The organism is Halomonas litopenaei, from assembly GCF_003045775.1.
In the GTDB taxonomy this organism is placed as follows: domain Bacteria; phylum Pseudomonadota; class Gammaproteobacteria; order Pseudomonadales; family Halomonadaceae; genus Halomonas; species Halomonas litopenaei.
Genome location: NZ_PXNS01000004.1, coordinates 446,234 through 469,937, shown reverse-complemented (window position 1 = coordinate 469,937; position 23,704 = coordinate 446,234). Strand labels below are relative to the sequence as shown.

Sequence of the window (23,704 nt, the reverse complement as noted above, 5' to 3'; positions counted from 1 at the left end):
ACTTCATGACCCCCTCCACGTCCTCTCCCACCCCCTCCTGCTCGTCGTTGACACCCACCAGGCTCTCCGGCAGCCGCCTCGACATCGGCCGTGCCCACGGCAGCCAGCACCGTGGGGCGATTCTTGCCAGCATCGACGTCTACGACCGACTGTTTCATGACCTGGCGGGCCTGCGCTGGCACGAGGCGCGACGCGACGCCGAACGCTTCCTGCCGATGATCGAGCGGCGCTACCCGGCCATCCTCGAGGAGCTCGACGGCATCGCCCAGGGCATCGGCGGTGATCTGGCCGACGTGCTTACCCTCAACTGTCGCAGCGAGGTGTCGCTGACCCGCGCCGGCGGTGGCTGCTCGGCCTTTTCGCTCTATCACGCCGGCCGCCAGTGGCTCGCCCAGAACTGGGACTGGCGCGCCGACCAACTCGACCATCTGGTGATCCTCGAGATCCAGGCTCCCGGCGCGCCGCCGTTGATCAGCGTGGGCGAGGCCGGCATGGTCGGCAAGATCGGACTCAACGCCAATGGTGTCGGAGTCGGACTCAATGCCATCCGCTCGGCGACCTGCGGCGAGGGTCTGCCGATCCATATCGCCCTGCGCGCCATGCTCGAGTGCGAGACCCTCGACGCCGCCCGGCAGATCGCCCACGACGGTGTCTGTGCACCCGCCCACTTCCTGCTGGCCGACGGCAGCGGCCAGGCGGAAGGGCTCGAGGTTCACCCCGGGCAACCGGGAACCATCGCACCGGCTCGCGGGGTCGTCACCCATACCAATCACCTGGTCAGTGACACCGCCACCCACTGGGTCGAGGACTTCCCCAAGCCGGACTCCTGGTCCCGCCTGAGTCGCCTCGACGCGCTGGTCGGGCAACTGCTCGACGGCCTGGGCATGGATGGCTCGGGTGCGGATGAATTGGCTGCGGACGAACGGGGTACAGCAAGCACAGCCCCCAACGAGAGCGCCACCCTCGACGCCGAGCGGTTGTTCGACCTGCTCGGCGACCACTCCCCCGGCGAGGACAGCCTGTGTCGTCACTTCGACCCGAGCGTCGCTGAAGCCGAGCGGATGGAAACGCTGTTCAGCGTGGTCATGGACCTGACCGACAAGGTGCTGTGGCTACGCCACGGCAAGCCCTGCCAGACCACCCACTCAATGCGCCTTGTGCCCACCGCCGTGTGACCCTGACGCCTCGCTTCCGTCCCTGCCGAGTTCGCCTTTCAGATACTGTTCGGTGGTCAGCAGAAACAGCCGCCGAAACAGCTCGTGGATCGCCTCCTCTCGGCGCAGCGAGGCGAGTTCGGGATCCTTCTCTTCGCTGCCCACCTCCTTCGGGTACTCCCACGCCATGCGCATGGAGCCCGAGCTGACGTCGAAGATCTCGAGGGTCGGGTTGGCTCCGTGAAGCGCGGTCTTGATGCGATAGGACATGACGACCTCCTGCAGACGCTGATAGCCCAAAACAATGAGAATCATTTACGTTTGCAATATGGTCGTGTTTGGATGGCCTGTCAAGGCTCGTCCTGATCATCGCTGTTCAGCGACCAGAAGAAGCAGGCGACCGTCGCCGTGTCTGTCGCAGGACTCAGCGTGTCAGCAAGGCGCTGATGGCGACACCGGTGTGCATGACGTGTTCGTGCATGTGGCGGCGGGCAAGGTCGGCGTCCCTGGCGATCAAGGCATCGAGGATGGCGCGATGCTCATCGGTGGACTCCTGCCAGCGGCCGAGGCGATTCAGCGCCAGATAGCGCGCCCGCTCCAACCGACCCAGCAGGCGCTGGTGGGTTTCCACCAGCACCGGATTGCGCGCCGCCTCGACCAGCAGCGCGTGGATACGGGTATTGGTGGCGAAGTAGCCGTCGCGATCGCCCTTGGCGTGCTGCTTTTCCAGGCGAGTCTGCAGTGAGGCCAGCCTCTTGAGCTCGGTCTCTGTCATGCGCCCGGCCGCCAGTTCCACCGCCATGGCCTCGAGCCCGGCCTCGACCTCGAACAGATGACGCAGCTCGTCACCATCAAGCAGGGTGACCAGGGCGTTGCGATTGCGCCGCAGGGTCACCAGGCCTTCGCCCGCCAGCTGGTTCAAGGCATCGCGCAGGGGTGTGCGCGAGATGCCCAGACGCCGACACAGAGCCGGCTCCAGCAGACGCTCCCCCGGGGCCAGCTCACCGTGGACGATCAGCCCCTTGAGCAAGTCGTAGGCTTCATCGGCCAGGGACGGCGCCTGGATACGGCGGCGGTGAGGCGCTCGCTGACGCGCGCCTCTATCGGAGGGTGAAGCGACGGTGGCGTCGTCGGTTGTCGACGTCATGGGCATGGACCCTGGAAAATTGAAGGAGAGAAGGGCCCAGAGTATATCGCCTGCCCCGGGCCCGACATCCCCTTCAGGACTGCGGTTCGTCGGTCGGGTCGACGAACACACCCGGCGTCGGGGTACTCGAGGCACGCGCCGCCACCTCGTCCTCGAGTGCTGCGTCGGCTTCGGCGGAGCCTTCACCGTCCAGCGCCGGCAACACATAGTCATTGACCACGTTACGGAAGATGCGCACGTTCTTCGAATGGCGCAGCCCACCGTCGATCGGCAGCATCGCGGTCATCACGACCACAGCGTCACGCTCTGGCAGCGCCGTCACGAACTGGCCCTTGAATCCCATCATGTCGAAGCTCGGCGTGGTATCGACGATATGGCCAAGCCACAGGTAGTAGCCAAAGTCTCGCGCGGCGCGAGGAGTCGTCATCTGTGCGATCCAGCCCTCAGGCACGATCTGCTCGCCATCAAAGCGCCCCTGGTCGATCAGCAATTGGCCCAGCTTGGCCAGATCCATGGATATGAGCCTCAACCCCCAGCCTGCCGACACCAGTCCCTTGTCATCGGCTCGCTGCCAGCTCGCGTTCTCCATACCAAGGGGCTCGAACAGCCGTCGCTCGGCGTATTCGGCAAGAGGCTCACCGGCAGCGGCCTCGAGCATGGCGGCGGCGAATACCGGATTGACGTCGGTGTAGTCGAAAGCGCTGCCGGGTTCCCACGCAACCGGGGTGTCGGCGATCAACGCCAGGCGATCCTCAGCCCCGTAGTAGATGGGGTCACCTTCCGGATCGAAGTCATAAGCAAGCCCAGAGGACATCGACAGCAGGTGCGCCAGAGTGACCTCCTCCTTGTCGGCGACACGCTCGGCCAGATCGGGGCGCAGGGTAGCGATGACATCGGCCACCCTGGCGTCCAGGGTGATCTTGCCCTCCTCGATCAGCAGACCCGCCAGCAGCGCGGTCACCGTCTTGGTCACCGAGTAGAGCTCATAGTTGTGCTGCCTGCCGAGATCCTGGGTATAGCGTTCCATGATGACCTGGCCGTCCTTGACCACCATCAGGCTGCGCACGTCGTAGCCCTGGGCGTCGAGCCACGACGACAGCTCGCTCAGCGGGGCCGCATCCACTCCCACTTCGCTGGGTGCGGCACTTGGCAGGTCACTGGCGTTCGCAGTGGCACCGAGTGAACCGCACAGCAGGGTGGCGGCGACGAGTCCTGTGAGGGAACGACGACCGTGGGCAAATCTGGAAACAGATGCAGGAAATTGAAGGTGCATGGTGATACCTCGTTGTTGTACTTGTTGTGGTGATGCCTGCCAGGGTGACAGTGGCGGAGGGTCAGCGCCGGCCGATCAGCGTTGCCAGCTCCCTGCTCAGGCCCTTGTGCGGCTTGTCGGGGGGCGCGGCGTAGCTGCCGACGGTGGCCTTGGCGCGACCGAGATCGACCAGCGCCTGGGCCTGGGTGATGGCGCAGGTCACGCCGTCCAGCGCCGGCACCGGCAGCTCGGCGGCGACCTGGCGGGCCAACCCCGCCAGCGGGGCCCCGGCCAGGATCAGCACGTCGGCGCCGTCCTCTCTGACCGCCTGTTCGGCCAGCTCGATCAGGCGCCCGCCCTGGTCCTGCTGCACGCTACCGATGGCCGCCAGAGGTTCATCCAGGGCGCGGATACTGGCCAGCCGCGAGCCCAGGCCGTAGCTGTCCACGGTTTCGCGGTACCAGGCCTGGATGCGCTGGGAGATGGCGATGATCGAGAAACGCCCACCGTACTGACAGGCGCTCATCAGCGCCGCTTCGGTCAGCCCCACCACCGGGATCGGCAGGGCCTCGCGCAACGCGGGCAGGCCGGGATCGCCGAAGGCGGCCACCACCACGGCGTCGTGACCGGGGTAGCGCTCGGCGGCGAGACCCAGGGTCGCATAGCCGCCGATCAGCGCCTCGGCGCGGGTCTCGATGTAGGCCACACCGAAGGGCGCGGTGGCGATGCTCAGTTCACTGCCGGGGCGCAGGCTCGCCCGTGCTTCACGCTCGATCAGCGCGCTGACGTCGTCTGAAATATTGGGATTGATGACCAGAAGCTTCATGGCAGTCTCTTTGTAGTGGGCCGGTTCGAGGCGCCGGATGCGACACCTCGGCCTTTTCGTAGCTTGTCGTTCGGTCGATGCCGTACTTCAGTCGTCAGTACCTCAGACGTCAGTACCTCGATCATTCAGTACCCCAGTGCCCGCGGCAGCCAGGTGACCAGCGAGGGGAAGGCGATACACGCCACCAGCACCACGTACTGGAAGACGATGAAGGGCCAGGCGCTCTTCATCAGCTCGTTCAGGCTGATATTGGAGATGCCGCACATCACGAACAGCAGCACCCCCACCGGCGGCGTCATCATGCCCACCACCAGGTTCATCACGAACAGAAAGCCGAACAGCAGCGGATCGATGCCGTAGGACAGCGCGATCGGCGCCAACAGAGGCACCAGCATGATGTAGGCGGCGTTGGACTCGACGAACATGCCGACCAGGATCAACAGCCCCATCACCAGCAGCAGGAACATCAGCGGGTCGCTGGTCAGCCCCTGCAGGGCGCTGGTCAGACGCATCGGCACCAGATCGATGGTGAAGGCAAAGGTCATGGTCGAGGCGAAGGCGATCAGCGCCCCCACCATGGCGGCGGTGACCGCGGCGTTGAACATCGCCCGCGGCAGGTGCGACAGGCGTAGCTGGCGGGTGACGAAGAAGCCGATCACCAGCGCGTAGAGCACGGCGATGCCGGCCCCCTCCGTGGGGGTGAAGGCACCGGCGACGATGCCGCCGACCACGACGATCGGCATCAGCAGAATCGGCAGCGCCCGCCAGGTCTGCACCAGCACGTGGCGCAGCCCGATGACTCCGCCGGCCAGCGGATAGCCACGGCGCATCGACAGGAAGCTGGCCAGGCCCATGAAGCCCAGCGCCAGCACCAGTCCCGGCACGATACCCGCCATGAACAGCCCGCCTACCGAGACGCTGGAGCCGGCCATCAAGGCGTAGACGATCATCGCGTTGCTGGGCGGGATGATCGCCCCCAGGTTGGCCGCCGAAGCGACCACCGCGCTGCTGTAGCCGGTGTCGTACTGCTGACGCATGGACGGCACCAGCGAACTGCCCAGGGCGCTGGCACTGGCCACCGCCGCCCCGCTGACCGCCGCCAGCACCATGCCGGCGACGATCGCCACGTGGGCGAGCCCACCGTGGACGCGGCCGATCAACGAGTTGGCGAAATCGACCAGGCGCTGAAGGATCCCTGCCGCCACCATCAACTCGCCGGCCAGCATGAACAGCGGAATCGCCATCAGCGGAAAGCTGTCCACCGAGTGCATCATGCGCTGTGGCAGCACCGCCAGGTCCATGCCGCCAACGACCAGCCCCACCAGCGAGGCAAGGCCCAGGGCAAAGGCCAGCGGCATACGCAGAAGCGCCAGTACCGCAAAGCTCAGAATAATCGCCAGGGTCATGGGCGCACCTCCTCACCGCGGTCATGGCCTGAGTCGGGTCCAGCCGGGGCGGAAGGCAGCGGCTCAAGCTCCAGGCACTGGGCGATCAGATGCAGCGCACAGTGGATCGCCGAGATCAGCACCGCGATATAGAACACCGCCGCGGTGATCGGCATGGTTGGCATCAGCTGCGGCCACTTGTCGATCACCGCACCGGTTCCCACCACCCCCAGGATCACCATCAGTACCACCCCCAACGCCGCCATCAGCTGGGCCAGCCGGCGCTGGGCGCCGGCGGGCAAGTGGCTGACAAGGGCATCGATACCGACGTGGATGCCACTCTTGATACCGTGGGGAATGGCCAGAAAGATCGCCCATACAAAGCACAACCGGGACAGCTCATCGGCGGAGTCGATACTGGTGCCGAGCAGGTAGCGTGCCACCACCTGGGCGCACACCAGCACCGTCATCAGGCCCATGGCCAGCAGGATGGCGTAGTAGGAGCCTCGGTCCAGCCACGCCAGCAGATGCAGGAAATGGCGCCGAACCGGATGGCCCGCGTGGGCCTCCAGGCGTTGCCAGGCCCGTGTCATGCCCCCAGCTCCTCGAGCACCTTGTCGACCAGCTCAGCGCCGAGCTTTTCGCGCAGATCATCCACTACGCTCTGGCTGGCCTCGCGCAGGGCCGCGCGGGTCTCGTCGCTGATCGGGGTGAACTGCATGCCGCGCTCGATCAGGGTATCGCGGGCCTGGGTATCCTCGGCCGCCGCGGTCTCACGCTGCCAGGCCACCGCCTCGTCCATGGCCGCCATCAGGGTGGCACGCTGGTCGTCGCTCAGGTCCTCGAACTTGTCGCGATTGGCGACCACCACGATGTAGTCGTAGAAGTGGCCGGTATCGGACAGGTACGGCTGCACCTCGTCCAGACGCTTGGTCTCGATGATGCTGTAGGGGTTCTCCTGACCATCGAGTACCCCCTGCTGCAGCGCGCCGTAGACCTCTTTGATGTCCATCGACACCGGATTGGCACCGATGGCGCGGAAGGTGTCCAGGTGGGTCTGGTTGGGCTGAAGGCGGATCTTCAGGTCCTGAAAGTCCTCGATCGACTCAAGCGGCCGCTCGGCGTTGGTGACGTGGCGGAAGCCGAGTTCCATGTAGCCCAGCGCCACGAACCCGGCCTCGGCGAGCTTCTCGTCGAGCAGCTCGCCGACCTCGCCGTCGATCAGCGCAAAGGCGTCCTCGCGGCTGTCGAAGGCGAACGGCAGGCTCAGCGCCTCGAGTTCCGGCACGGTACGCGACAGGTAGGAGATGCCGATCCAGCTGCCCATGATGGCGCCGGAACTGACCTGATCGAGATTCTCGCCGGCACCGCCAAGCTGCATGTTGGGGAACAGCTGGGCTGTCAGATCGCCATCGCTCTGCTCCGCCAGGGTCTCGGCGAAGCGCGCCATGGCGCGACTGCTGGAGTGATCATCGGTGAAGTTGCCGCCAAAGCGCAGGTCTTCTGCCTGGGCCAGCAGCGGTGTGCAAAGACCCAGGGCCAGCGCGCCGGCACCCAGCAGGGAAAGACGGGAGGGAGTCGTCATGTCGCAATCCTTGTTGTTGGTATTGGGTAAGGAATCGGTGATGGAACGCTCAAGCGAGCCCACCTGCTTTGACCTTAGTCGAACACACTCAAGAATTCCAAATCTTGAATACTATTTTTTTTAAACACTTTATTTATCAGATAGTTATTGTTTTCAAATTCAGCAAGAAGCGACTTATGACATGCGGAGGCCATGCGGCAGGAGATCTTCCGGGCGCCGAGCCGTGGGTGGCGAACCATGGGTGGCAAGCCGTGCACGGCGGGGAGTGTCCGGTAGCAAGGAGCAGTGGGCCCAAGCCCCTTGGTGCAGGGCTTGAGGGGAGGCTCGAAGGGAAAAGAGCCCAGGGAAAAGGGGCTCGAGGGCAAAGGTTTGGGAGAAAGCGTTCGGGAGAAAAGGTTCGGCAGAAAGGGTTCGGGGGACGGCGCGGCCAGCACCTGCGGCCCCGCGCCAGGCAACGCTCGCGGTCAGTCGTCGCCAGCGTTGTCGGGCAGCCCCTGCAGCACGGCCTGGCCGGTCTTGCGCATATGCAGGCTCAGGGCCTCGGACAGCGCCTGGGCGTCCCGCGCCTCAAGCGCCTCGACGAAGTAGCTGTGCTCGCGAGCGGACTCCTCCCAGCGACTGGCGTCCAGGTTGGCCATGTAGCGCGCCCGGGTGATACGCAACGTCAGCGATTGCTCCAGGTCCTTCAGCACCCGATTGCCGGACAGGTCCGCCAGACGCTGGTGAATGCGTTGATTGAGGGCAAAGTAGCGCTTGCGCTGATTGTCCGCGAAATAACCCATCATCTCGTCATGGAGCCGGCGGATCTCGGCGATGTCGGCATCGGAGGCGCGCACCGCCAGCAGGTTGCCCGCCAGCGATTCCAGTGCCGCCATGACCTCGAACAGATCACGCACCTCGTCACGATCCACCCTGGTCACCCGGGCTCCACGATGGGGCAGCATCTCGACCAGGCCTTCGCTGGCCAGCACCTTGAGCGCCTGGCGCAGGGGCGTCGGCGACACCCCAAAGGCCTCGCACAGCGGTTTTTCCGCGATCCGGCTGCCGGGGGCCAGCTCTCCTTCCAGTACCATTTCGCGCAGGCGCTCGGCCACCGCCTCGTAAAGGCTCGAGCGCTTGAGCGGCGCCGGGCGAGGCGGTGACAGCACGTCCTGATCCAGGGACTCGTTCATGGCGGCTCCTTTTGCTCCTCGGTGCTCCTGGGTGCTCATGCTGGCTGCTTGCGGAGGACTGGGGCGTCGCTTCAGCCCACAGCGCCCTGGAGCGGGCACCCAGTGCTCAGCACGCCGACCGTCGACCGCCAGCACTCAACAAAGCGCTGAAATCAAAGTTGTTTCCACACTCCATCGAAGATCCCAAGGCGCGGATTCCACGACGGTCGCCAGGTGTTCACTGCCGCCTTCACAGCAAGATGTCATGGCGATTGATGCAGTGTACTTGCAAAAACTCGACGTTATGCAATGCTGAAAAGGTCGTAGAAATTTGGAATTCCGAATTTCTTTCAAGATTCAGTGTAGCGCGCCACAGGCAAGACCGGCCACCGCCGATCCGCCTCCGGGGCGCGCCACACACAACAACACGACCTTGCACAGGATCGCCACGCCCATGCAACGCACCCTTCTCGGAATGCTGACACCCTCGTCGAACACCGTGCTGGAGCCCTACACCAGCGCCATCCTGCGGGACCTCATGCCAGCGGTCAGTGCCCACTTTCAGCGCTTCACGGTCAAGGAAATCTCGCTGAGCGAGGCGGCCCTGGCCCAGTTCGACCCCGCACCACAGCTTGACGCCGCCCGCCTGCTCAGCGATGCCCGCATGGACGTGATCGCCTGGAATGGCACCTCCTCGAGCTGGCTCGGGTTCGACGCCGACCGCCGCCTGTGCGCCGCCATCACCGAAGCCACCGGCATACCGGCGACCAGCAGCGTGCTGGCGCTCAACGAGGTGCTCGAGCGCACCGGGGTCAAGCGTCTAGGGCTGGTCACCCCATACCTTGACGACATCCAGACCGCCATCGTCGACAACTACCGGCGTGAAGGAGTCGAGGTGGTGGCCGAGCGCCACCTCAACGACCGCGGCAACTTCTCGTTCTCCGAATACGATGAGCAGACCCTGGCCGAGATGGTCCGCGAGGTCGCCCGAGCCGAGCCGGAGGCGATCACCATCCTGTGCACCAACCTGCGCGGGGCCGGCATCGTCGAGGAGCTGGAGCGAGAGCTCGGCATCCCCATCTACGACTCGGTCAGCGTCACCGTGTGGAAGAGCCTGCTGCTGGCAGGCCAGGACCCGAGCGCCATCAACGGCTGGGGCCAGCTGTTTCACGACCCTCGGCTCGGCTGACACCCCCTGCCCCTCTCGACAGCAACAGCAACAGCAACAGCAACAGCAACAGCAACATCAGCACCTGCAACAACCACCAACAACAAGATGAGGTTCTCCCATGACGACTCCCACCCTCGTGACGGCGACCCGCCGGCTTACCCTTGGCGCCCTGATCGCCGCCCCCCTACTGGTGGCCACCAGCCAGGCCCAGGCCGAAACCCTGCTGCGAGTAGCCGGCAATTTCTCCGGCAACAAGCTGCACGTGGACAACGTGGAGCGGCCCTTCTTCGCCGAGCTCGATGCCCGTGACGACCTGGCGGTGAGCTACAACCCGATGGACGCCATCGGCGTGGAAGCCGCGGACGCCCTGCGCAACATACGCTCCGGTGCCTTCGACGTGATGTCGGTGCAGATCGGTATGGCCTCCCGCGACGAGCCGTTCTTCGAGGGCATCGATCTGGCCGGGGTCACCGCCGACCTGGACCAGCAGCGCGAGGCGGTGGACGCCTTCCGTGCCGACTTCGACGCCCGCCTGCAGGAACGCTTCAACGCCAAGCTGATGACGCTGTGGCCATTCGGCCCGCAGATGATGTTCTGCAACGGTGACATCAACGGTGCCGACGACCTGGCTGGCAAGAAGGTGCGGGTGTTCACGCCATCGATGTCACGGCTGGTGGAAGGGCTCGGCGCGGTGCCGGTGACGCTGCAGTTCAGCGAGGTCTACCTGGCGCTGCAGCGCGGCGTCGCCGACTGCGGAGTGACCGCACCGTCGGCCGGTAGTAACGGCAAGTGGCCGGAGGTGACCGATCACTTCGTGCCGCTGCCGCTGTCCTACTCGGTGCAGGGCCACTTCATGAACCTGGACACCTGGAACGGCTTCGACGCCGAGCAGCAGGCGTCGCTGAGCGAGGCCTTCGCCCGCCTCGAGGACCAGATGTGGGACCTGGCCTACACCGTCAACGACGATGCCATCGCCTGCAATACCGGTCAGCCGAGCTGCGAGAACCACACCGCCTACGACATGACCCTGGTGGACATCGACGAGGACTCCCGCGCGCGCATCGAGCAGATCACCTCCGAGGCGGTGCTGCCGGTGTGGGCGGAGACCTGCGACGCCCGCTACCCCGAGTGCACCGCGCTGTGGAACGCAAGCGTCGGCGAGGTCACCGGCCTGAGCGCCAGCGCGCCCTGAGCGGCGGCTGATCGACCCTGTCGCCCACGACCAGGGGCCGCCCATGCGGCGGCCCCGTCCCCAGGAGCATCCCGATGTCCGATTCCCGTCCCTCCGGTGCGCATCCGCCACCCGACGCCAGATCGCCCGGCGCTGCATCCGGTGCCGCATCGATGGCTGTATCCCCGGACTCCCGGCTCGACCGGGGACTTACCCGTCTGTCCCGCGGTGCCGCTCTGGCCGCCGGCTACGGCGCGCTGTTGCTGTCTGCGCTGATCACCTTCGAGGTGCTGGCGCGCAAGTTCTTCGCCTTCTCGCTGCAGGGGGTCGACGAGATCGGTGGCTACGTGCTGGCCATCGGTGTCGCCTTCAGCTTCGCCTTCGCCCTGACCCAGCGCGCCCATACCCGGGTCGACGTCCTGCTGACGCGACTGCCGCCCCGGCTGCGCGCCCTGCTCAACCTGGTGGCGTTGGTGCTGTTGTGCGTGTTTTCGCTGTTTATGTTGTGGCGGGCGGGCGCGACCCTGGGCGAGACCCTGGAATTCTCCAGCCTGGCCAGCACCCCGCTGCAGACGCCGCTGTGGATCCCCCAGTCGCTGTGGCTGATCGGGCTTTCGGTGTTCGCCATCGTCACCCTGCGCGCCGCCGCCCGGGCCGGTGTCCAGCTGGCACGCGGCCAGATCGGCGCGCTCAACGCCGGCTGCGACCCGCTCAGCGCCGATGACGAGCTCGACGAGGCACGCCGCCACTATGTTGCAGCGGAGGCTGCCACGCCTGGCCATTCGGCGGATGGCCAGATAGCCGGCCGGGAGAAGACACCATGATTTCCGTCACCGAGGTACTGCTGGGCTTTGGCCTGATGATTTCCATGATGGCGCTGGGCATCCATGTGGCGGTGGCCATCTTCACCACCGCCGCCCTCGGCGCCATGCTCTACCTGGGCACCCCGCTGCTGTTCTCCTTCGGCGACCTGTTGTGGGGCACCCTCAACGACTTCATCCTGACCGCCATTCCGCTGTTTATCCTGCTCGGCGAGCTGCTGCTGCGGGCCGGCATCACCGAGCGCATGTACTCGGCGCTGTCGGTGTGGCTCAACCGCCTGCCTGGCGGTCTGCTGCACACAAACATCGGCGCCTCATCGGTGTTCGCCGCCATGTCCGGCTCGTCGGTGGCCACCGCCGCCACCATCGGCACAGTGGCCCTGCCGGCCTTCGCCGAGCGCGGCTACAGCGAGCGCCTGGCGCTGGGCACCCTGGCCGCCGGGGCGACGCTCGGCATCCTGATTCCGCCCAGCATCAACATGATCATCTACGGGGCGATCACCAACACCTCCATCGGCGCCCTGTTTATCGCCGGTATCGTGCCCGGGCTTGCCCTGGCGGCCACCTTCATGCTGGTAATCATGGGCATGAGCCTGCTGCGCCCCGGGGTCGCCGGCGAGCGCGAGCCGCGGGTGCCGCTGGCCCAACGTCTGCGCTCGCTGGTCGATCTGCTGCCGCCGGCGTTCGTCTTCGCCATCGTCATCGGCAGCATCTACAGCGGCTGGGCGACCCCCACCGAGGCCGCCGCCCTGGGGGTGGTGGCAGCACTACTGCTCGCGGCGCTCAACCGCAAGCTGACCATCGCCATGCTTCACGAGTGCTTTCTGTCCATGGCACGCACCACCGCCATGATCATGCTGATCATCTCTGCGGCGTTCTTTCTCAACTATATCGTCGGCATCCTCGGCATCCCCTTCGCCCTGACCCAGTGGGTCTCGGAACTGGGACTGTCGCCGCTGGGGCTGATCCTGGCGCTGGTGGTGTTCTACCTGGTGCTGGGCTGCTTTCTCGAGACCCTGTCGATGATGATCGCCACCGTACCCATCGTGGTGCCCATGGTGGTGCAGTTCGGCTTCGATCCGGTGTGGTTCGGCGTATTTCTGGTGATCATGATGGAAATCTCGTTGATCACCCCGCCCATCGGCATGAACCTCTACGTGGTGCAGGGGGTGCGCGGACGCGGCTCGATCGTCGACGTGATGATCGGCAGCCTGCCCTTCCTCGCGGTGATGCTCGCCTTCGTCGCCCTGATCACCGCATGGCCGGCCATCGTGCTGTGGCTGCCGGGGGTGATGGGATGATCGGCGATATCCGCCACGCCTTGGCACCAAGCACCTGAACAACAATGAATAACTCCGGCGCGAGCCGGTCTCTGGAGAGCAAGATGCAACGCCTCGATACTCTGATCACCAACGCCACCGTGATCACCGCCGCCGACCGCTTTGTCGCCGATATCGGCATTCGCGACGGGCGTATCGTCGCCCTCGGCGAAGGACTCGCCGAGGGTGCAGGCCCAGTCGGCGAGACCATCGACGCCAGCGGCCTGTGGGTGATGCCCGGCGGCATCGACGCCCACTGCCACCTGGCCCAGCCGCTGGGTGACGGCGCGGTGATGGCAGATGACTTCGCCAGCGGTACCCGCTCGGCGGCGGCCGGTGGCACCACCACGGTGATTCCCTTCGCCGCCCAGTTCAAGGGACAGTCGCTGCGCGCGGCGGTGGAGGACTACCACCGCGAGAGCGACGGCAAGGCGATGATCGACTACGCCTTTCACATGATCGTCACCGACCCCAACCAGACGGTGCTTCGCGAGGAGCTGCCGGCGCTGATCGAGGAGGGTTACAGCTCGTTCAAGATCTACCTGACCTACGACGACCTGAAGCTCAACGACCGCGAGGTGCTCGAGGTGCTGGCGCTGGCCCGGCGCGAGGGCGCCATGGTGATGGTCCACGCCGAAAACGCCGACTGCATCGCCTACCTGACCGAACTGCTGGAGGCCCAGGGCCACACCGCCCCGCGCTACCACGCCGAGGCCCACTCCTCCATCGCTGAGCGCGAGGCGACCCACCGCGCGATCTCGCTGGCCGAGTTGATCGACGTACCGCTGCTGATCGTCCACGTTTCCGGCCCCCAGGCGATCGAACAGATCCGCTGGGCCCAGAGCCGTGGCCTTCGGGTCTACGGCGAGACCTGCCCCCAGTACCTGATGCTGACCGCCGATGACCTGGACCAGGACGGCTTCGAAGGCGCCAAGTGCGTGTGCAGCCCGCCGCCCCGAGACCCGGCGGCCCAGCAGGCGGTGTGGGAGGCGCTGGAAAGCGGTGTTTTCCAGGTGTTCTCGTCGGACCATGCGCCCTTCCGCTACGAGGACGACAAGGGCAAGAAGCTGCATGGCGAGGAGGCGAGTTTTTCCTGCATCCCCAACGGTATTCCGGGGCTCGAGACGCGCCTGGCGATCCTGTTCTCGGAGGGCGTGGTCAAGCAGCGCATCGACGCCACCCGCTTCGTCGCGCTGACCGCCACCAACCCGGCCAAGATCTACGGCCTTTATCCGCGCAAGGGCACCATCGCCGTGGGCAGCGACGCCGACCTGACCCTGTGGGACCCGGAGGCCCGGGTCACGGTGCGCAACGATGATCTGCACCACGCGGTGGACTACACCCCTTACGAGGGCCTGGAGCTGACCGGGCGGGTGGTCATGGCGCTGTGCCGAGGCCAGGTCGTCGCCCGCGATGGCAAGCCCTGCGGCCAAGCCGGTGACGGCCAGTTCCTGCGCTGCGACAAGCCCACCCCGGCCAGGCCCAGAGGGCAGGCCAAGGGGTTCTAGGCTTCATACAAAAAGTCGACGATCGATGGTTAGACAAGGCAAGAATCGGCTACAAACCGCCTGATGTGATGTTTGTGGCCGATTAGGAGAGATGGTGTCTAGGCAACATCCAGCAGAGAACCTGAGGACTGGCACCATGGCTGCTACGCTCAACCATGTTGTGCTCGGCGCTTGCGTCCTCAGGCGACTCCTGCGGGCCGACGGCCCCTCGTGGAGACCAGGACCCCATGGAGCTACAATGAATGTCAGACATCATCGGGAGAAGGCACTGCTGGAGGCATCTGAAAAGGTCACCACAGGGGTCATCATTGGCTCTACCATTGGCGCCCTGATCAACCCCAGGGCCCAGATGGCCACTTCCCTGGTCGCCATTGGGCTTGGCATGCTGCTGATGGCACTGATCGCGTACCGGCTAGGCTCCCTTCGAGCCAATGAGGACGCGACAGAGGAGGGTAAGGCATGACACTCAACGAACTCCTGCTTGGCGCCGCCATCGGCCTGTCGCCTGCACTGGTCTATCTGGTCGGCATGCTGATCATGCGCCTTCAGGACCTGCGCAGGCATCCGTAACTCGACCGACACCCCTTGATTTTGGTGATATCAACAGGCACGCCCCGGTGGGCCTGTTACTATTGGCTATAGGCTTGGCCACAGTGACCCTGGCGGGGATTGCCACTTACCTCGGTCATCTACGCGCGGCCGAAGATGCCGACAAAGGAGGCAGCTCATGAGTCACAATGCCGCCATCATTGTCCTGGGGCTCATGCCCGCCGTCGTTTTCGGCGTGAGCTTGCTACTGATTCGCTGGCGATACCGCTAGCCCCCGACCTTCCTTCACGCTCACAGAGCCCTCGGCCACCTCTCGCCTCGTGGATTCTGGCGACAACACATCAGCCATATCAACAGAGTCGCGGCCTCCAGACAGCCAGGCGCCCATTCAATCGGTAAGCCCCTGGTACTGGCGCCCTTCCCAGGCTTTCGCGCCCCCCGGCTGCTTGAGCAGCCCACTTGCAACCCTGCCTACCCCAGCGCTTCCTCGACGATGGCGCGGGCCTCGTCGCTCATGGGCAGGCCCAATGCGAGCTGGTGGGCGGCGGGGGACATCTTCTTCCAGGTCATCTGGACGATGCGGATCAGGTGGTCGTGATCGACCTGACGCGAGAAGTCGGCGAAGTAGTTCTCGAGGAACACCAGGCAAGCGCAGTCTTCCACCGCCTGGGTGCCGGGGTCGCGTCCCAGTCCCTGCTTGCGGATCATCCGCGCCACCTCGTCGGCGTCGGCGTCGCTGTAGCCGCAGGCGCGCATCACCTCCGCCGCCAGTTGGCCGGCGCGCTTGCCCTGGTCACGTCGCCAGGTCAAATAGCCGATGCGGCCCTCTTCATAGTCACTGCGCGGCACCTCCCAGCGTTTCAGGTGCTGGTTGTGCACGGCAAGCTGCACCAGCTCCGCTGCGTCGGGATCGAGACGCTCGAGCCAGGCGCTCATGCGCCCGGCGTGCCACAGCTCCTGGGGCTGTGATGCCCCGTCCACCTCCACGCGGCGAGGGTCCTCGGCATGCAGGGCGTCGAGCCTTGCCTGGGCCTGGTCGAAGGGCGTTGTCGTCATGGGATTCCTCGATGGCGTCGATGCGTTGCCATCATGGTAACGGTCTGACGGCCATCTCAGTAGTCTTGCGCTGCTCCATGGCCGCGCAGATGACGGCAGGCCAGCGCCAGCGGCAGCAGAAATATGGCGAAGCACCACATCGCGGCGGCAACCAAGACGACAAGCAGGAGGCGCGTCCATGGACGCTCAAGGGAGGTCAGCAGCGGGCGAAGCCCCTCGAGCAATACACCCAGCACCAGATCCATGCTCGGCAACAGCATGGCATTGAGTACCCCGGCCCAGATAGCCAGGTCGACGGGCACGCCATGGGGCACCAAGCTGACCAGCGCCAGCAGGGCCAGCACGAGAAGCGCCATCCATCGACAAATGCGGCGAGGTTCCGTCGACAGGGCGGGCAGCTGTGGGAACCGGTGGGGCAGCGTGAGCATGGGGAGCACCGAGCAGGAAGATATTCATACTCTATACTGCTCCTCCCCTACCCCCTTTGACTGACCTTTGTGTGCGTAATCACTTACAACACAATCAGCATGACCTACATCACGTTTTGCGCAATCCGTCCTCTGAACCGACGAAAAATCGTCAATCGACTAGTACCAACGGCCGATACGTGACGCCAAAACAGCGCAGGGCCGACGCTTTTGCGTCGGCCCTGCGGAGTAGAACGCACCAGATGGAAACCGGTACCTGAGTCGCATCAGCCAGGCTAGAAGGTATAGACCACGCTGCCGGTCAGGCTATCGACGTGCCCGATCTCGTCGGCATCGATGCGCTCGACCTCCAGACGCCCGGTCACATCGAACAGCTGCACCCGGGCGCCCAGCCCGAATACCGGGTCGGTGCCGGAATAGTCCTTGTTCAGGCCATTGCCGCTGCGGTCGGCGTCCCAGTCCGCCATGCCGGCCTTGCCGTAGACGCCGAAGGGGCCAAAGCTGAAGCCGGCGATGCCCATGGCCTGCAGGCTCTCCACCTCGAGCCGTGCCGAGGTGCCGTCGACCTCACCGTCGAGCTCACCGCCGTTGAGGTAGGACAGCTCCGCCCCCAGGTCGAGGAAGGGCAGCCAGCCGAAGTTGTAGCCGGCAAAGACCTTGGCCGCCGACGCCTCGTCGTCAAAGTCGTCATCGCCCTGCATCTGGCCGGCGCCGACACCGACGTACAAGCCGGTACTGCCGCCCGCCACGCAGTGGGTCGACGTCAGCAGGGCCAGCCCAAGGGCCGCCCCGACCAGCGCCATCCGCCGCAATATCCGTGACATCCTGAAAACTCCGTAGAAACGTTGTCCTGTTGTGCGAGACCAGGCACACCTGACACTTTATTTCAGTCTATCGTGGGAAGACATTCTTTGCAGTACCGATTGTAGGAAAGTTCCACGCCTGCCTCGAACGCTCTGGCGGCTACCTCAAGTGGATGGCCCGAGGGAGGGAAGTCGTGGAATCCCAGATATTGTTATGTTATAACTTTCAACCATTTTGCTCGACCGATTTGCCCCGGAGCTATCCTGCATGACCCATCGTCACCGCCCCGAAGGGCCTTGCCACTTCTCGCTGATGTCCCTGTCCATGCGGCGCCGACTGATGCTGGTGCTGATTCCCCTGCTGCCACTGTGGCTGGCGGTGTCCTGGTCCGCCGGATGGTGGCACTGATGTCACGCCTCGTCTTGCATGATCTGCAGTTGGCACGCGGCGGGCGCACCGTGCTCGAACATCTCGAGGGGCGCTTTCAGGATGGCGCCATCACCGCGCTCATCGGCGCCAACGGCGCCGGCAAGAGCACCCTGATCCAGGCCATCATGGGCAACTTGACGCCGGTCGCGGGCCGCGTCGAATGCGCCGTTCCGGCGGCGCGCCGCGCCTGGCTGCCGCAGCAGCTGGCGCTGGACCTGAGCTTCCCGATGAGCGTCGAGGAACTGATCATGACCGGCACCTGGCCGAGCCACGGTGCCTTCAAGGGTTACTGCGCCGCTCACTATCGCCGTGGGCGCGAGATCATGGAACGTCTGGGCATCTCGCGGCTGGCCCACCGCCCGCTGGGCGAGCTGTCCGGAGGCCAGCGCCAGCGAGCCCTGATCGGCCGGACGCTGATGCAGGAAGCCGAACTGCTGCTGCTCGATGAACCCTTTGCCAACGTCGACGTCGATACCGTCGAGATGCTGATGGACGTGCTGCGCGAGATGGCCGAACAGGGGGCGACCCTGATCATCGTGCTGCACGACATGGAGCAACTGGCACGCCTGGCCGATGACGTCCTGATCCTGTCCCAGGGCCACGGCCGCTGGGCCACGCCGGATGCGCTGGTGGAGCGTCACACCGGTCAATTGACCCGCCCACCTCGACTGCCGCTGACCTTTCCTGGATCTGTCTGAATGCTCGACTCGCTGCTTTCCACCCTGTACCTGTGGCTGATCGCCCCTTTCGACTATGCCTTCATGAGCCGTGCACTGCTGGCCAGCCTGGCGCTGTCGCTGGCGGCGCCGCCGCTGGGGGTCTTCCTGATGCTGCGCGGCATGAGCCTGATCGGTGACGCCATGTCCCACGCCATCCTGCCCGGCGTTGCGCTGGGTTTTCTGATGGCCGGTTTCTCGCTGCCCATCATGAGCCTTGGCGGCATGCTGTCAGGGCTATTGATCGCGCTGTTGGCCGGCAGCGTGTCCCAGCTCACCGGCCACCGGGAAGACTCGGCCATGGCGAGCTTCTTCCTGATCTCGCTGGCGGCCGGTGTGATGCTAGTCGCCCTGGGCGGCAGCAGTGTCGATCTGACCCATGTGCTGTTCGGCTCCATTCTGGCGGTGGACACCACCGCCCTGGTGCTGATCACCGGCATCAGTAGCCTGATCGTCATCACCCTGGCGGTGATCTTCCGCGCCCTGGTGGTGGAATGCCTCGACCCGCTGTTTCTGCGCAGCCAAGGCACCAGAAGCGGTCTGGTCCACGGTGTCTTCCTGGGGCTCGTCGTGCTCAACCTTACCGCCGGGTTTCAGACCCTAGGCACGCTGATGGCGGTCGGTCTGATGATGCTGCCGGCCACCACCGCTCGCTTCTGGAGCACGCGCCTCGAGGGCCTGATAGTGCTGTCGGTGGTGATCGCGCTGGGCGCCAGCCTCGGTGGCCTGCTGATTTCCTACCACCTGAGCCTGCCCTCTGGACCGGCCATCATCCTGCTGGCCGGTGTGGCCTATCTGCTGTCGGCGCTGTTTGGCCGCCAGCACAGTCTTTCTGCTCGCCTTCGTCGTCGCGCCACACCGCTGCGCGCCGACGACCACGCCTGACGCGCCCCGCCGTCCCCTGACCAACCGGAGATCAACGTCCATGCCACTGTCACTGCCTCATGCCTTCGTCAAACGCCACGCCTGGATTGCCCTGACGGGACTCGCCCTTGGCCCCCAGGCCGTGGCAGACGAGCCCACCCAGGTGGTCGCCAGCTTCAGTGTATTGGCCGACATGGTACGCAACGTCGGCGGCGACAGGGTCGAGGTCACCTCACTGGTCGGCCCCGACAGCGACCCCCACGTCTACTCCCCTCGCCCGACCGACGCCAGGGCCCTGGCCGAGGCAGACCTGGTGGTGCTCAACGGCCTGCAGTTCGAGGGCTGGATGACGCGCCTGCTCGACGCCAGCGGCTATCAGGGCAAGACCGTTGTCGCCACGGACGGAGTGCCGCTGCTGGCCTATGGCGGCCAATCGCTGCATCGCCAGAAAGAGGAAGGGGCCGAACACGACCATAAAGAGCACGATCATGAAGAGCACGACAGCCATGAAGAGCACGACGGCCATGAAGAGCACGGCGGACACGGTGATCACGACAGCCATGAAGACCATGAAGATCACGACGGCCACGATGATCACGACAGCCACGACCATGGCGAGTACGACCCCCATGCCTGGCTCGACCTGTCGGCAGGACTGATCTATGTCGCCAATATCCGCGACGGACTGATCGCCGTCGACCCTGACAACAGCGAGCACTACGCGTCCAGGGCCGACAGCTACATGGAGGATATCCAGGCGGCCCACGACCAGGTGCTCGCGCTGCTCGACGACCTGCCGGAACACGCCCAGGTCATCGTCGGCCACGACGCTTTCGGCCACTTCTCTCGGGCCTACGGCATCGACTTCCTGTCGCCGGTCGGTCTGTCCACCGAAGCGGAACCGTCAGCGGCAGATATCGCGCGCATGGTGGACGTCATCCGTGAACGCCAGATTCCGGCGCTGTTTGTCGAGAACATGTCCAGCCCGGCGCTGATGGAACAACTGTCCGAGGAAACCGGCGTGCCCATCGCCGGCTCACTCTACAACGGCGCCCTGTCCGAAGAAGGGATGACGTCTCACTACCTGGGAATGATCCTGCACAATGCCGAGGTGCTGCATCAGGGGTTGGTCGATGCCGAGGGTCATGACCATGACGATAGCCATGACCACCACGATAGCCACGACGACCACGATAGCCACAACGACCACGACCACGACCACGACCACGACCACTGATCCTGTCATCACGACCCGCTCGCTCGACAATTCGAGTGGACACCACACGCCGTCCTGTCGACCTGCAGAAAACAAAGGACCGCCCTGGGGCGGTCCTTTCGTCTTTCGCTCCAAACGGCGGTCTTCAGTCGACGCTTGAGGCAACCGACATCAGGCTTCGGGGATCTCCAGTGCATCGCGCACCACGGGCCAGGCCTCCTCGCCGTCGCGCGTGGTGACCCCCTCGAGGAAGCCCTTGGTCTCCTCGGGGTGTTCACGCAGCCAATCGACGGCGACCGCCTCCGGCTCGCGCTCTTCGTAGCTGAAGCCACGGATCATGGCGCTCTGGTCATCGGCGGTAAACACCAGCTGATCGAGCAGACGGGTGGCATTGGGGTGGCTCTCGGCGAACTCGCTGCGCACCAGGGTGCGCACGTCGCTGCGGCCGCCTTCCGGGCCCCACATGTCCTCGGGGTCATCCAGATAACGCACGTCGAACTCGATGTTCATCCAGTGCGGGGTCCAGGCGGCGAACACGATCCACTCTTCACGATCGATCGCCGCGTCCACGGCGCTCAGCATGCCTGGCGTCGAGGTCTCGGACAGGTTCCAGTCACCCAGACCGTAGGTGTCCTCATCCACCGCGCTGTTGAGCGAGTCGCTCATGCCGGAGCCCACCTCGATGGAATAGATGGTGCGGTCCAGCTTGTCGGCAAACTCTTCCTTGTCCAGATCCTCCGCCGTTTTCACGCCGGCTTCGTAGACGTAGGTGGGTACGGCAAAGCCGAGGCGCGCACCGTCGACGTTGTTGCCAAGGTCCTCGAGCTTGGACTCGCCATCCTCGAAGCTGGCGTCGTACATGCCCTGCTGGGCCGGCAACCAGGCCGCCAGAAAGGCGTCGAGCTCTCCCTGGCGCAGGGCCTGATAGGTGATGGTGGAGCCCAGCTCTTCCTGGACCGGCTCATAACCCAGGGTCTCGAGCAGGGTGGATGCCAGGGCCGTCTTGACCGTTACACCGGGCCAGGCGGGCACGGAAAAACGAACCTGGGCATCTTCCTGGTCCTGAGCATGGGCGCCGAAGGAAGCCGCGAGCGCAATCGAGGCCGCCAGGGCCAAGGGCATGGAATGGTGTCGCATGGTTCACCTGTCGATAGCTGTAGAAGCCATCAACCATACCGGCTCGGCACACCGCCTCAAGAACGCGCCTTCAACGACTGGGTCACGGCACCGCACTTACCTGTTTGCCAGAAGTCCTTTGCTGGACCAGTCTTAAGAGGCCCGTTTCGCCGGAGGAAACACCAAGATGGCTGACATCGACTACACCCTGGAGCGCCAGATTACCCTCAAGGCACTCGCCAAGGCCTTGTCCCGCGGGTTTTCGCCCATCGTCGAGGTGGAGTCGATGGATGGCATCTACACGGTGCGCTTTCATCACGCCAACGGCACCACAGAGCTTGCCGACGACAAGGGGCGAACCCGCACCTTTCTCGGCACCGGCGAGATCCGCGAGTTGCTCGGCGGCGTCGGCCTGACCCATGGCGTCCTGACCTGGACCGATCAGTGCGGTGACGAGATGATCGGCGTGGAGGGCAAGGCCATGACCCCCGACGAGATGCTGGCCAACGGCACACGCATCTCCTTTCGTTAGGGCACACGTATCTCCTTTCGTTAGGGGGCATCGGCCTGTCGGTAGCGTCCGCCCCTGGTCGCCTTGTCGTTGTCGCTACGCCTGCGGCGCCAGCGACACATTACGCCTCGGCCCCCCTTGGCCTGCCTGGTAGGGCAGAGTACCGTAGAGGGCGCCTCGTCTGTGCAGGGAAAGCCGCAATGACCACTTCGATGCCGTGGTACACCAGGTCCTCTTGGACAGCCCTGATGGCACTGCTGCTGGTACTTCTGGGGGGCTGTGCCTCGGCCCCGCTGAGCACCGATGACAGCGGCCAGGGACTGTCCATGGAACGTGCCCTGATCCTGTCCGAGGCGCGCAGCGCCGTCGGCACCCCCTACCGGTTCGGCGGCAACGATCCGCGCGGGCTGGACTGTTCCGGCCTGGCCCAGATGACGTATTCCCGGGCGGGTATCCCCTTGCCGCGCTCATCCCGGGAGCAATACCGGCGCCTGCCGCCCATCGACGAGGCACGGCCGGGTGATCTTCTGTTCTTCGCTACCGGCAAGGGTCCCGGGGTCAGCCATGTCGGCATCTACGCCGGCGACGATGTGATGATCCATGCGCCCGGACGCGGGCGAACGGTCACCACCACCTCGCTGTCCATAGACTATTGGCAGGATCGCTTCGTCGGGGCGGCCGCGCCAGCGCCCTGACGCTCGCTGCCACGAGGCCGCGCCCCGGTCTCACCGATCGACCCGACGGGTCCGTCCGGGCCCGTCGCCATCAACCGCCAAGGAGACGACCATGACGCTACGACTGGGTGATACCGCACCGGACTTCACACAGGAAAGCACCGCCGGCACCATTCACTTTCATGAGTGGGCCGGTGACAGCTGGGTCATCCTGTTCTCTCACCCCAAGGACTTCACCCCGGTGTGCACCACCGAACTCGGGGAAGTGTCGCGCCTCAAGGGTGAATTCGACAAACGCAACGCCAAGGCCATCGGCCTGTCGGTGGACCCCATCGAGGATCACCACGCCTGGGCCGGCGATATCGAGGACACCCAGGGCCACGGGCTCAACTTCCCGCTGCTCGCCGACGCCGATCGCAAGGTCAGTGACCTCTACGACATGATCCACCCCAACGCCAACGACACCCTGACGGTGCGAAGCGTATTCATCATCGATCCGGCCAAGAAGGTGCGCCTGACGCTGACCTACCCGGCCAGCACCGGACGCAACTTCGACGAGATCCTGAGGGTGCTGGACAGCCTGCAGCTGACCGACGGCTACAAGGTGGCGACCCCGGTGAACTGGAACCATGGCGACCGTTGCATCATCGTGCCCGCCGTCTCCAACGACGAGGCCAAGACCCTGTTCCCTGAGGGCTGGGACGAACAGCGTCCGTACCTGCGTTTTGTCAAACAGCCCGGCAAGAAGTAAGGACGGAGCAGGCAAGACGTAAGGACAGAAGTGTCCGAGGGAGGGACGAGCAGCGCCCCCTCTCTATCTACCGCTACGTCAGACAGCCTGTCCCCTCAGC

Annotated in this window: 26 protein-coding genes; 14 read left to right on the top strand and 12 right to left on the bottom strand. The window is 65.0% G+C overall.

Annotated elements, in window-relative coordinates:
• Nucleotides 1–5: 5 nt before the first annotated feature.
• The gene (locus C6W88_RS08595) at nucleotides 6–1,175 is read left to right on the top strand and encodes a C45 family autoproteolytic acyltransferase/hydrolase (protein ID WP_108132157.1); all 1,170 of its coding nucleotides are present in this window, start codon (nucleotides 6–8) and stop codon (nucleotides 1,173–1,175) included.
• Here the strand turns inward: C6W88_RS08595 and C6W88_RS08590 are convergent.
• The 8 genes from C6W88_RS08590 to C6W88_RS08555 all read right to left on the bottom strand — a co-directional run bounded on the left by C6W88_RS08590 (nucleotide 1,146) and on the right by C6W88_RS08555 (nucleotide 8,521).
• Nucleotides 1,146–1,424 (bottom strand): hypothetical protein, encoded by a 279-nt coding sequence (locus C6W88_RS08590; RefSeq protein WP_045992400.1) that lies wholly within the window; start codon nucleotides 1,422–1,424, stop codon nucleotides 1,146–1,148. The two genes, C6W88_RS08595 and C6W88_RS08590, sit on opposite strands and share 30 nt — an antisense overlap.
• Nucleotides 1,425–1,578: 154 nt before the next feature.
• Entirely contained in the window at nucleotides 1,579–2,301 is a 723-nt protein-coding gene (locus C6W88_RS08585; protein WP_108132156.1) for a GntR family transcriptional regulator, read from the bottom strand.
• 73 nt (nucleotides 2,302–2,374) lie between these two features.
• Nucleotides 2,375–3,574, bottom strand: a complete 1,200-nt coding sequence (locus tag C6W88_RS08580) for a serine hydrolase domain-containing protein (protein WP_197037092.1) — start codon at nucleotides 3,572–3,574, stop codon at nucleotides 2,375–2,377.
• A gap of 61 nt (nucleotides 3,575–3,635) precedes the next feature.
• On the bottom strand, nucleotides 3,636–4,379 hold the full coding sequence (locus tag C6W88_RS08575; RefSeq protein ID WP_045992402.1) for an aspartate/glutamate racemase family protein: 744 nt from the start codon (nucleotides 4,377–4,379) through the stop codon (nucleotides 3,636–3,638).
• Between the two features lie 125 nt (nucleotides 4,380–4,504).
• Nucleotides 4,505–5,785 (bottom strand): TRAP transporter large permease, encoded by a 1,281-nt coding sequence (locus tag C6W88_RS08570; protein ID WP_108132155.1) that lies wholly within the window; start codon nucleotides 5,783–5,785, stop codon nucleotides 4,505–4,507.
• Entirely contained in the window at nucleotides 5,782–6,357 is a 576-nt protein-coding gene (locus C6W88_RS08565; protein WP_052704322.1) for a TRAP transporter small permease, read from the bottom strand. The genes C6W88_RS08570 and C6W88_RS08565 overlap by 4 nt, the downstream gene beginning before the upstream one ends.
• Nucleotides 6,354–7,349 carry a TRAP transporter substrate-binding protein gene (locus tag C6W88_RS08560; RefSeq protein ID WP_052704323.1) on the bottom strand — a complete coding sequence of 332 codons (996 nt, stop codon included), beginning with the start codon at nucleotides 7,347–7,349 and terminating at the stop codon, nucleotides 6,354–6,356. Before C6W88_RS08560 ends, C6W88_RS08565 begins: the two co-directional genes overlap by 4 nt.
• A gap of 464 nt (nucleotides 7,350–7,813) precedes the next feature.
• Nucleotides 7,814–8,521 carry a GntR family transcriptional regulator gene (locus tag C6W88_RS08555; protein WP_045992404.1) on the bottom strand — a complete coding sequence of 236 codons (708 nt, stop codon included), beginning with the start codon at nucleotides 8,519–8,521 and terminating at the stop codon, nucleotides 7,814–7,816.
• A 433-nt stretch (nucleotides 8,522–8,954) separates the two neighbouring features.
• Here C6W88_RS08555 and C6W88_RS08550 point away from each other — a divergent pair, with 433 nt between their 5' ends.
• From C6W88_RS08550 to C6W88_RS08525, 6 genes are all read left to right on the top strand, one after another.
• On the top strand, nucleotides 8,955–9,689 hold the full coding sequence (locus C6W88_RS08550) for a maleate cis-trans isomerase family protein (RefSeq protein WP_108132154.1): 735 nt from the start codon (nucleotides 8,955–8,957) through the stop codon (nucleotides 9,687–9,689).
• A 100-nt stretch (nucleotides 9,690–9,789) separates the two neighbouring features.
• Nucleotides 9,790–10,863 carry a TRAP transporter substrate-binding protein gene (locus tag C6W88_RS08545; RefSeq protein ID WP_108132153.1) on the top strand — a complete coding sequence of 358 codons (1,074 nt, stop codon included), beginning with the start codon at nucleotides 9,790–9,792 and terminating at the stop codon, nucleotides 10,861–10,863.
• 74 nt (nucleotides 10,864–10,937) lie between these two features.
• On the top strand, nucleotides 10,938–11,666 hold the full coding sequence (locus tag C6W88_RS08540) for a TRAP transporter small permease subunit (protein WP_108132152.1): 729 nt from the start codon (nucleotides 10,938–10,940) through the stop codon (nucleotides 11,664–11,666).
• Complete coding sequence (locus tag C6W88_RS08535) at nucleotides 11,663–12,964, top strand: TRAP transporter large permease (RefSeq protein ID WP_108132151.1); 1,302 nt, start codon at nucleotides 11,663–11,665, stop codon at nucleotides 12,962–12,964. The genes C6W88_RS08540 and C6W88_RS08535 overlap by 4 nt, the downstream gene beginning before the upstream one ends.
• Nucleotides 12,965–13,008: 44 nt before the next feature.
• Nucleotides 13,009–14,490 carry a dihydropyrimidinase gene (gene hydA / locus C6W88_RS08530; protein WP_083970361.1) on the top strand — a complete coding sequence of 494 codons (1,482 nt, stop codon included), beginning with the start codon at nucleotides 13,009–13,011 and terminating at the stop codon, nucleotides 14,488–14,490.
• A 238-nt stretch (nucleotides 14,491–14,728) separates the two neighbouring features.
• Nucleotides 14,729–14,953 (top strand): hypothetical protein, encoded by a 225-nt coding sequence (locus tag C6W88_RS08525; RefSeq protein WP_108132150.1) that lies wholly within the window; start codon nucleotides 14,729–14,731, stop codon nucleotides 14,951–14,953.
• Between the two features lie 557 nt (nucleotides 14,954–15,510).
• Here C6W88_RS08525 and C6W88_RS08520 read toward each other — a convergent pair.
• The 3 genes from C6W88_RS08520 to C6W88_RS08510 all read right to left on the bottom strand — a co-directional run bounded on the left by C6W88_RS08520 (nucleotide 15,511) and on the right by C6W88_RS08510 (nucleotide 17,347).
• A complete protein-coding gene (locus C6W88_RS08520; RefSeq protein WP_108132149.1) occupies nucleotides 15,511–16,095 on the bottom strand; it encodes a DUF4202 domain-containing protein in 585 nt (194 codons plus the stop codon).
• A 56-nt stretch (nucleotides 16,096–16,151) separates the two neighbouring features.
• The gene (locus C6W88_RS08515; protein WP_146164643.1) at nucleotides 16,152–16,523 is read right to left on the bottom strand and encodes a hypothetical protein; all 372 of its coding nucleotides are present in this window, start codon (nucleotides 16,521–16,523) and stop codon (nucleotides 16,152–16,154) included.
• Nucleotides 16,524–16,798: 275 nt separating this feature from the next.
• Complete coding sequence (locus C6W88_RS08510) at nucleotides 16,799–17,347, bottom strand: outer membrane beta-barrel protein (RefSeq protein WP_052704403.1); 549 nt, start codon at nucleotides 17,345–17,347, stop codon at nucleotides 16,799–16,801.
• Nucleotides 17,348–17,594: 247 nt separating this feature from the next.
• On the opposite strand from C6W88_RS08510, the gene C6W88_RS21635 reads away from it, so the two are divergent.
• Genes C6W88_RS21635 through C6W88_RS08495 form a run of 4 tightly spaced genes read left to right on the top strand, consistent with a single transcriptional unit; the run spans nucleotide 17,595 to nucleotide 20,573 of the window.
• The gene (locus tag C6W88_RS21635; protein ID WP_181248609.1) at nucleotides 17,595–17,735 is read left to right on the top strand and encodes a hypothetical protein; all 141 of its coding nucleotides are present in this window, start codon (nucleotides 17,595–17,597) and stop codon (nucleotides 17,733–17,735) included.
• Entirely contained in the window at nucleotides 17,735–18,454 is a 720-nt protein-coding gene (locus C6W88_RS08505; protein WP_045993493.1) for a metal ABC transporter ATP-binding protein, read from the top strand. Before C6W88_RS21635 ends, C6W88_RS08505 begins: the two co-directional genes overlap by 1 nt.
• Nucleotides 18,455–19,357 (top strand): metal ABC transporter permease, encoded by a 903-nt coding sequence (locus tag C6W88_RS08500; protein WP_108132148.1) that lies wholly within the window; start codon nucleotides 18,455–18,457, stop codon nucleotides 19,355–19,357.
• A 40-nt stretch (nucleotides 19,358–19,397) separates the two neighbouring features.
• Complete coding sequence (locus C6W88_RS08495; RefSeq protein WP_108132147.1) at nucleotides 19,398–20,573, top strand: metal ABC transporter solute-binding protein, Zn/Mn family; 1,176 nt, start codon at nucleotides 19,398–19,400, stop codon at nucleotides 20,571–20,573.
• A 150-nt stretch (nucleotides 20,574–20,723) separates the two neighbouring features.
• Here C6W88_RS08495 and C6W88_RS08490 read toward each other — a convergent pair whose 3' ends face one another.
• Nucleotides 20,724–21,689 carry an ABC transporter substrate-binding protein gene (locus tag C6W88_RS08490; RefSeq protein ID WP_108132146.1) on the bottom strand — a complete coding sequence of 322 codons (966 nt, stop codon included), beginning with the start codon at nucleotides 21,687–21,689 and terminating at the stop codon, nucleotides 20,724–20,726.
• 166 nt (nucleotides 21,690–21,855) lie between these two features.
• Here C6W88_RS08490 and C6W88_RS08485 point away from each other — a divergent pair, with 166 nt between their 5' ends.
• The 3 genes from C6W88_RS08485 (at nucleotide 21,856) to C6W88_RS08475 (ending at nucleotide 23,604) form a co-directional block, all read left to right on the top strand.
• Complete coding sequence (locus tag C6W88_RS08485) at nucleotides 21,856–22,200, top strand: hypothetical protein (protein WP_045993496.1); 345 nt, start codon at nucleotides 21,856–21,858, stop codon at nucleotides 22,198–22,200.
• 227 nt (nucleotides 22,201–22,427) lie between these two features.
• Nucleotides 22,428–22,874: a C40 family peptidase gene (locus C6W88_RS08480; protein WP_231498586.1), complete on the top strand. Its 447-nt coding sequence runs from the start codon at nucleotides 22,428–22,430 to the stop codon at nucleotides 22,872–22,874.
• Nucleotides 22,875–22,965: 91 nt separating this feature from the next.
• Complete coding sequence (locus tag C6W88_RS08475; protein ID WP_108132145.1) at nucleotides 22,966–23,604, top strand: peroxiredoxin; 639 nt, start codon at nucleotides 22,966–22,968, stop codon at nucleotides 23,602–23,604.
• Nucleotides 23,605–23,704: the final 100 nt, after the last annotated feature.

Excerpts from the sequence above, each read along its gene's own strand:
- hydA (WP_083970361.1), top strand. The coding sequence starts at position 13,009 with ATGAATAACTCCGGCGCGAGCCGGTCTCTGGAGAGCAAGATGCAACGC.
- C6W88_RS08500 (WP_108132148.1), top strand. The coding sequence starts at position 18,455 with ATGCTCGACTCGCTGCTTTCCACCCTGTACCTGTGGCTGATCGCCCCT.
- C6W88_RS08545 (WP_108132153.1), top strand. The coding sequence starts at position 9,790 with ATGACGACTCCCACCCTCGTGACGGCGACCCGCCGGCTTACCCTTGGC.
- C6W88_RS08570 (WP_108132155.1), bottom strand. The coding sequence starts at position 5,785 with ATGACCCTGGCGATTATTCTGAGCTTTGCGGTACTGGCGCTTCTGCGT.
- C6W88_RS08515 (WP_146164643.1), bottom strand. The coding sequence starts at position 16,523 with ATGCTCACGCTGCCCCACCGGTTCCCACAGCTGCCCGCCCTGTCGACG.
- C6W88_RS08495 (WP_108132147.1), top strand. The coding sequence starts at position 19,398 with ATGCCACTGTCACTGCCTCATGCCTTCGTCAAACGCCACGCCTGGATT.
- C6W88_RS08560 (WP_052704323.1), bottom strand. The coding sequence starts at position 7,349 with ATGACGACTCCCTCCCGTCTTTCCCTGCTGGGTGCCGGCGCGCTGGCC.
- C6W88_RS08480 (WP_231498586.1), top strand. The coding sequence starts at position 22,428 with ATGGCACTGCTGCTGGTACTTCTGGGGGGCTGTGCCTCGGCCCCGCTG.
- C6W88_RS08505 (WP_045993493.1), top strand. The coding sequence starts at position 17,735 with ATGTCACGCCTCGTCTTGCATGATCTGCAGTTGGCACGCGGCGGGCGC.
- C6W88_RS08575 (WP_045992402.1), bottom strand. The coding sequence starts at position 4,379 with ATGAAGCTTCTGGTCATCAATCCCAATATTTCAGACGACGTCAGCGCG.
- C6W88_RS21635 (WP_181248609.1), top strand. The coding sequence starts at position 17,595 with ATGACCCATCGTCACCGCCCCGAAGGGCCTTGCCACTTCTCGCTGATG.
- C6W88_RS08475 (WP_108132145.1), top strand. The coding sequence starts at position 22,966 with ATGACGCTACGACTGGGTGATACCGCACCGGACTTCACACAGGAAAGC.
- C6W88_RS08540 (WP_108132152.1), top strand. The coding sequence starts at position 10,938 with ATGTCCGATTCCCGTCCCTCCGGTGCGCATCCGCCACCCGACGCCAGA.
- C6W88_RS08595 (WP_108132157.1), top strand. The coding sequence starts at position 6 with ATGACCCCCTCCACGTCCTCTCCCACCCCCTCCTGCTCGTCGTTGACA.
- C6W88_RS08510 (WP_052704403.1), bottom strand. The coding sequence starts at position 17,347 with ATGTCACGGATATTGCGGCGGATGGCGCTGGTCGGGGCGGCCCTTGGG.
- C6W88_RS08520 (WP_108132149.1), bottom strand. The coding sequence starts at position 16,095 with ATGACGACAACGCCCTTCGACCAGGCCCAGGCAAGGCTCGACGCCCTG.
- C6W88_RS08555 (WP_045992404.1), bottom strand. The coding sequence starts at position 8,521 with ATGAACGAGTCCCTGGATCAGGACGTGCTGTCACCGCCTCGCCCGGCG.
- C6W88_RS08590 (WP_045992400.1), bottom strand. The coding sequence starts at position 1,424 with ATGTCCTATCGCATCAAGACCGCGCTTCACGGAGCCAACCCGACCCTC.
- C6W88_RS08580 (WP_197037092.1), bottom strand. The coding sequence starts at position 3,574 with ATGCACCTTCAATTTCCTGCATCTGTTTCCAGATTTGCCCACGGTCGT.
- C6W88_RS08490 (WP_108132146.1), bottom strand. The coding sequence starts at position 21,689 with ATGCGACACCATTCCATGCCCTTGGCCCTGGCGGCCTCGATTGCGCTC.
- C6W88_RS08585 (WP_108132156.1), bottom strand. The coding sequence starts at position 2,301 with ATGACGTCGACAACCGACGACGCCACCGTCGCTTCACCCTCCGATAGA.
- C6W88_RS08565 (WP_052704322.1), bottom strand. The coding sequence starts at position 6,357 with ATGACACGGGCCTGGCAACGCCTGGAGGCCCACGCGGGCCATCCGGTT.
- C6W88_RS08535 (WP_108132151.1), top strand. The coding sequence starts at position 11,663 with ATGATTTCCGTCACCGAGGTACTGCTGGGCTTTGGCCTGATGATTTCC.
- C6W88_RS08525 (WP_108132150.1), top strand. The coding sequence starts at position 14,729 with ATGAATGTCAGACATCATCGGGAGAAGGCACTGCTGGAGGCATCTGAA.
- C6W88_RS08550 (WP_108132154.1), top strand. The coding sequence starts at position 8,955 with ATGCAACGCACCCTTCTCGGAATGCTGACACCCTCGTCGAACACCGTG.
- C6W88_RS08485 (WP_045993496.1), top strand. The coding sequence starts at position 21,856 with ATGGCTGACATCGACTACACCCTGGAGCGCCAGATTACCCTCAAGGCA.